Annotated in this window: 1 protein-coding gene; it reads left to right on the plus strand. The window is 41.3% G+C overall.

Annotated features, from left to right (window positions below; genetic code table 11):
* Window positions 1–95 precede the first annotated feature (95 nt).
* A partial coding sequence (locus QC759_RS05055) for an isopeptide-forming domain-containing fimbrial protein (protein ID WP_279845199.1) occupies window positions 96–7,713 on the plus strand: 7,618 nt, incomplete at its 3' end.

Below are 7,713 nucleotides of genomic sequence, written 5' to 3' on the forward strand. Positions count from 1 at the left end.
CATAATAGTAACAAATCAATATTGTAATTCACTGACAATTTACTGACATATTTATAAATGAACATTTTTCAATTAGTAGCGGTGGAGTGATTAATATGGGCAACAAAAAAAATAAGGTTGGAATATCTTTAATAATTATTTTGACAATCTTTTTAACATGTGGCATAGTTTCAGCTGCAGAAAACGTTGATGGGGTCACGAATAACAATTCAACTATTGTAAATAACAATTCAACTACTTTAACTTCGGAGACATCCCTCTCAAATTACACCAATAACTCAAATACTCCTGATCAATCTTCAAATTCTTCTTTTTCCCCTACTTCTTCTAATATAATCAGTGGGAATGTGACTACTTGTACCAATGGAAGCCCATTCCCGGGAGTCACCCTCACTTTAACTTCAAATAATGGTTCAACCCTTGCCCAAACCACTACAGACTCCACTGGACATTACGAACTCAACTTCACAAGTAGTGAAGGAACTTTCTATGTCACTGCCAGTTATCCTGGACACATGACCCTCCGAAAACTGATAACAACGGAACTCAGCTCCAACCCATCTGATCTGAATTTATATGGATGGGCAAACTTCCAGCTGGGCCCTGAACCCGCTTTATCCATTGATGCCCCTGGAGAACAATTTTTAAATGAAAGTTTCAACTTCACACTCACTTTCAACAACAATGGTAACGAAACTGGATTTGGCCCCACAGTCCAGTTGATCTTACCCCCGGAGATAGAATTCAACAGTGCCAACTTCCTCGGGGCACCGGTGAGCGTTACATTTGTAGGAACATTCCCCCTGAGTGGTACATTAATCGATCCACTATCTGGATTAACTGTGACTGGAAATCCGGGATACAGTCTTTACATACTTGAGTATCCTCTAGGTAGTTTCACCACGGGTCAACCAAGTGCAGTTCTGGAAATCAATGCATTACTACGGGGTAACTCCACTCTGGGATTACCTCTTAATATCACCGCCTATCCCGTGTTTCGGTTCGGTGCCAATGAAACAGGCACAACACCAATTCGAGGGAATGAAACTACAACTCAAGTAACTCCCACGGTAATTAAGATCATTAAGAACACAGTTGCTCCTCATGAAGATGAAACTGCCACTGGTTCCAACTATCCATGGGATTACACTCTCACAGTTGATGTGGCCAATGGCCAGACAGTCACTGATGTTAATGTTAAAGACTTACTTCCTGGAAACTTGCAGTTCGTGCAAGTGATTGATGTTGATGGTGGTAGTCCGGTACAGGAACCTTCTACCACAACACCTGGTGGTTTATTATGGATACACTTTAATAGTATTACTGGAGTATTGGGTTCTGATAGAACTATCATCTATCAAGTTTATGCTCCAAAATTTGATAACAACTCCCAGTACGTGCTGGATCCAAATACAGGGGCATGGGTTAATGCCACCAACAATGCCAGTGTCACTGGGAATTACACCAATATTGATGTTTCATCTGCTGATAATTACACTCTTACCCTGAAACCACTGGCCATACAGAAAAGTGTGGATGATGAGAGCACGGATCCAATCCGACCCAAACCCACTGACATCCTGAGGTATACACTCAACTTCCAGGTTTCTGATTATTTCTCCATAAACAACCTGGTACTTTATGATATATTGGGGGATGGTCAGAGTTTCCTGAACTCATTAACTTACAACCCCCGACTCAACTTACACATTCCAGGTATTGATATCAGTAATCTTTTTGTCAATTTAACCAACCCTAACCAGTTCTATTATTATCATAACTCCACCACTGGAATTACTTACCTGGTATTCAACATTACTCAGTTACTAATTGATAATGGATACAGTGGTATTGTTGAAGGAGGAAATTATACCGGAACAAATTACGAGGCAACCACTGGAAACCTGACTTTCTGGGCCCGTATCAATGAATATTATGAAGGAGTAAAACCCCCAACCCTACATCCAATAGTTTCCAATGATCCCATAAATAATGCAGTAATTGCTGATGCTGTTTTAACCCATAATAACAGTCAAGTGGAGGATAGCAGTGGAAGTCAGGTTATAATAGTAGCTCCCACACCATCAAAAGAAATAATCAAAATAAATGGAAATGATCCTACTGCTCCATATGTGGTAAAACCAGGAGACACTGTTACTTTCTCATTACTGATAGATGTTCCAACCAGTAACCTGCACGACTTTAATCTAATTGATTATTTACCCATACCTTTACTGAGAGCTACCCAGTTTATCACTGGCCAGGCACAGGACACCAGCCAGACCATACCTGCTGCTGGGCAGTGGAGAATAGGTGAAGATGATACATTAACCAGTTTAACCGGTGTGGTACCCACACTGATTGTGGATGCCACCCAGAATACTATAACCTTCAAATATGGTAATGTTTACAATGCCACCCAGCCCAATGCCACAGTCCATATACTGTTCACCATCACTGCCACCGGCGATCCCATGGCCGATGGCCTCTGGCTCACCAACCTCCTGAACATCAACTATGAAAACAGTCCAGGGGAAACATTCTCAGATAATCGTATAGTGTCCTTGAAAACTGGAGAACCAGAACTTAGTATAAACAAGACTGCAACACCCACTACAGGATTACAGGCAGGTGATGTGGTCACCTACACCATAACCATTAATAATACAGGTAATGCTCCTGCTTACAATGTTATAGTCACTGATGATCTTCTCACATCCAATGCAGGATACATAGCATCAATCAGTGGTATCACTGCCAGTTACTTGAATGGTGCGACTATCACGGGTTTAAACCTTATGGACCTTTTCACCAGCACGGGTTTAAATTTCACTTCATTATACCCTATCTACAAAGTAAACGGAACCAACAGCACCATAATAATAACCTACAATACCACCCTTAACAGCACAGTTTACCCTAGACAGATCATCAACAACACAGTCAACATCACCAAATTTACATCGTTAACCCCACCTGAAAGTCCCAATTATGTGGGAAATCCTGGAGTTGATCAATCCAATTTCTCAGACAGTGCATCAGTACAGGTTCGAGATGTAATTTTAGATAAGAATTACATAAAATCTCTTGATAATATAAGTTCTGGATCTAATTTAACCATAGGAGAAACAGGATTATTCCAAATTGCAGTTACTCTGCCTGCGGGGCAGATAAAAGATATTAATATAAATGATATTTTACCTGCGGGACTTAGTTATGTCTCTTATGTGCTGGATCTGAGTAACTTCAGTGGAATACTGGCACCATTAACCTTTAACCAGATAAACAACAACCTTCAATTCCTGTTCACTGGACTCACCAACACCACCAGCTACAGCACATTTTATATCAACCTTACCGTACGCATGGATAATAACTCCACATCCAACCCACCTCACACCACATCTAGAACCAGAACCAACAGAGTCACCATGGACTGGAATAACACTGGTCACTCACCCCTAACTGACAGTGCAATTGTTCGCCTGGTTGAACCACAACTAACTGTAAACAAATCATTCAATCCCAACACGGTGCAGGGAGGTCAGACCACCACTGTAACAATACAGGTAAGTAACAACAACTCAAATTCAAGATCAACAGCTTATAATGTTATCATAACTGATTCACTGGATGGAGCAAGTCAAATATTCGATTTAAGTAGTGTAGTTGAAGTTTTCACACCAATTGGATTTACATTTAGTTACAATCCCCTAACTCATATTTTAACTTACACTGGAGGAAACATAACTCAGGGTCAGTCATTAAACTTCACCTTCAACATAACTGCCCTGGAAACACCTTACATTGGACCTAGCTACAACAACACAGCCAATGCCACTTACTGGTCCCTGCCATGGGTGGGTGGTGTTCCTGATCCAGACAGCCGAAACTACACCAACTCTGGATGGGCAGTGGTCAGAACTGGTGATCCCAATATAACCAAAACTGTGGAAGACTCCACCATACACGGAAACAGCGGAAACCTCACTATAGGAGAAATAGTAACCTATAAAATAAAGGTCACACTACCTCAAGGTCTTAAAACCAACCTCACCATAACCGATACATTACCAGCAGGTTTTAGCTACAACCTCGATGAGTACCTACTGAATACCACAGGCTTTAGTGGTACTTTAGGAACATTATCTGTTTTTGTTAATGGTCAGAATGTAACATTCACTTTTAGCGGACTCACCAACAGCACAACCACCAACAACACATTCTACATACTCCTGAATGCCACAGTACTCAACAGTACCACCAACACCAATGGAACCATAAAAACCAACAATGCATCCCTTAACTGGACAGAAAACACCAAACCTCCATTCACAACATCAGTGAACACTACCATTGTAGAACCTAAATTGACAGTTACTAAAAATGTAACACCCACTACAGTGGACGGAGGAGACCTGGTAACTGTTAACTTAACAGTCACCAATAACGGTACTTCACCAGCTTATCAAATAGAATTACGTGATGTTTTAGATCCAGTACTCTTCAACTCATCCACTGTCACGCAAGTATCAATACCTTCTGGCTTCAGTTTCACAGTATCCGGAAACACTGTACTAATCAAATCCATTCTTGACACCAATATTACTGCCGGAAATGCTTTAAACTTTATCTTCACGGTTCTGGTAAATGCCAACGTTCCAACTGGGTCAATTTTCCAGAATCAGGCCAATATTTCCTTTTCATCAATGCCAGCAGGATATGATAATGCCCGTAATTACACCAACAAATCCAATGTGGTTAATATCAACACCGTTACACCGGGAATTAGTAAAACTGTAATCAACACTTCTGAACCTGATTCTACCACACCAAATGTGATGGTGGGAGAAGTGGTTACATATCAGTTTGTGTTCACAGTCCCAGAAGGTGAAACATTCAACGTATCCCTAATTGATAATTTGTTATCAAGTTTAGGGTATAATACTGGAACTGCATTTATTAAAAGAAGTGATGCCAACATCATAGCTTCCGGATTTGACTTTGGAAGTTCAGTTGATGAATTTTTAACCATCAACCCCACTTCATTTTCACCCTTGACTTTCTACCTTGGTAATGTAACTTACCTGGGAGGTCAGGGCCTTAAAAATGGAACCATAACTCTAATATTTAATACCACAGTCCTGAACATAGCTGGGAACCAGGCAGGTACAAAAATACCCAACAACGCCACACTGAGTTTTACCAATGCAACTGGAGGAAATCGCAATGTGACAGGGGTATGTCCCACCACATTGAATGTGATTGTTCCTCAGATATCATCTACCAAAACAGCAAACCAGACCATATTAACTAATTCGGACACAGCAACCTTCAATATACAGATCCGAAACAACAACATCACCAATGGGGCTCCGGTTTATGATTTGATCATCATTGATCCCCTGAATGGTTTCACCATGGATTACCTCCACATGATAATCACCCCCAGCGACCCATCCATAATTTTCACCAATTACTCCACTGCAAATTTAATCAATATAACAGTAAGCAAACTGAACCCTGGCCAGTACCTGAACATAACCTACAATGCCACAGTCAAACCTGAAGTTGTATTCAATACCACACTGAACAACACGGTTAACGCCACTGGAACCACACTACCCGGGCCCCACGGTACAAACAACGCCACCCCTGGAAATCCGGGTACATCAACTGGTGAGCGAACTGGAGACCCCACACAACCCGCAGGCCCAGTTAACAATATAAATACCACAGTAACAGCTCCTGTGACTACCAGAGCACCTCGTGTGTCTAAAACAGTTAATGGGGTCGAAACTGTGAATTTGACCATAGGAGAAACAGCCACTGAATCCATAAACATAAACTTACCAGTTGGAAGTACAACTGAACTTAAAATAATTGATGTTATGCCTAATGGTCTGGGAATAAATGGAGGAATAAACGGATTTACATATACTACAACAGCTGGTGTAACTGTTAACCAGTTCTTGGTAACTTATCTCGGTGGAAACACTTACCAGATAAGCTTTGGAAATGTAACCATAACCCAGGAAGGGAATATAACCATAAACTACACAGTACAGGTCCAGAATGTCAATGAAAACTACAATGGCCAGAACCTGGTTAACAATGCCACATTATACTACAATAATCAAACCGGACAGGGTGTTAACGGAGGATCAGACACAGCCACAGTACATGTTGTTGAACCCAACCTGCAGATAACCAAAACACCAAGCAAAACTAACCTGAACGTTGGGGAAGAGTTCACCTATGCCATTAATGTTACACACACCCCTTCCAGCACATCAGATGCATATAACATTACAATAACCGATGTGATACCTTCCGGACTTCATTATGTTACAGGTTCAGCTGTTTTACCATCTGGATGGATTTTAAATGTTTCAGGAAATACTTTAATCTTTACTACATCCAGTTTAACCCTGATAAGTCACAGTGCCACTTTGCTCTTCAACTGCACAGTGGACAACAACTATCTGCTGGCGGGTGGAAACATCACCAACACTGCCAATTTGAACTACACATCACTACCTGCTGGTGGAAGAAATTACACCACCAATAACAGCACCCAGATACATGTTATAGGTGCTGATCTGGAAGTACGGAAAAATGGAGATGCCCAGGTAAATGCAGGAGAACAGGTGACTTACACCATAACCGTTACTAACAAAGGCCCGGATACAGCAGTAAACGCAGTTTTAACCGATACTATACTGGCATCATGGTTTAACATGCTTATTCACCCACAATACTCTGTGAATTCAGGATCTTGGGCCGATATTCTATCTAACTCATTCACTATATCCTTAGGTAACTTAACTCCTGGAAACATCACCACTATCCTGATAAGGGCAACAGTAAACGCTTCAGCACCCGCAGGAATCTTGAACAACACTGCCAATGTAACTTCAAACACCACCGATCCAAACCCAAATAATAACAACAGCACAGCCACAACCAACGTAACTCAAAGTTCAGAATTAACATTAATCAAATCAAATAATCCAACCGGCACAGTAATAGCTGGAAATAATCTGATTTATACTCTAACATTAACCAATAGTGGCCCAAGTGTGGCCAGGGATGTGATTTTAAGGGATGACACGTTGTCTTCATGGTTAACCAACACATACTACCAGTACAGTCTCAATGGAATTAGCTGGAGTGGATGGACCCTATTCACCGGGCCACTGGTTTTAGATGTCACGAACATTATTGGAGGGCCAATGAATGTGAGCCAGGTGTTCTGGGTAATGATAAACAGTACGGTGAATGCATCCACACCCAACGGAACAACCCTCCTCAACAATGCAACCGCCAATAGTTCAACCAGTTCCCACAATGTAACTTCCAACACAGTAAACAACACTGTAGAAACCATGGCAACATTAAATGTAACCAAAACAGCACCAGAAACAGTCATTGCTGGAGGAAGCAGTCCAATCATCTACACCATCACTGTGACCAATAACGGTCCTAGTGATGCTCTTAATGTTAAAGTCAGTGATACACTTGATCCAAGGTTAACCAGCCAGGAGTACAGTCTGGACAATGTGAACTGGTTCTCATGGAATAACCCATTTGAATACACTTTCAACTGGATTAACGCCTCACAAACAGTATACCTTTACCTGCGTGGTTGGGTGCCTTCTAGTGCTTTGGGTTTGATTAAGAACACTGTGTTTGTTTCCAGTAATGCTACGA

Source organism: Methanobacterium formicicum (genome assembly GCF_029848115.1).
Classification (GTDB): domain Archaea; phylum Methanobacteriota; class Methanobacteria; order Methanobacteriales; family Methanobacteriaceae; genus Methanobacterium; species Methanobacterium formicicum.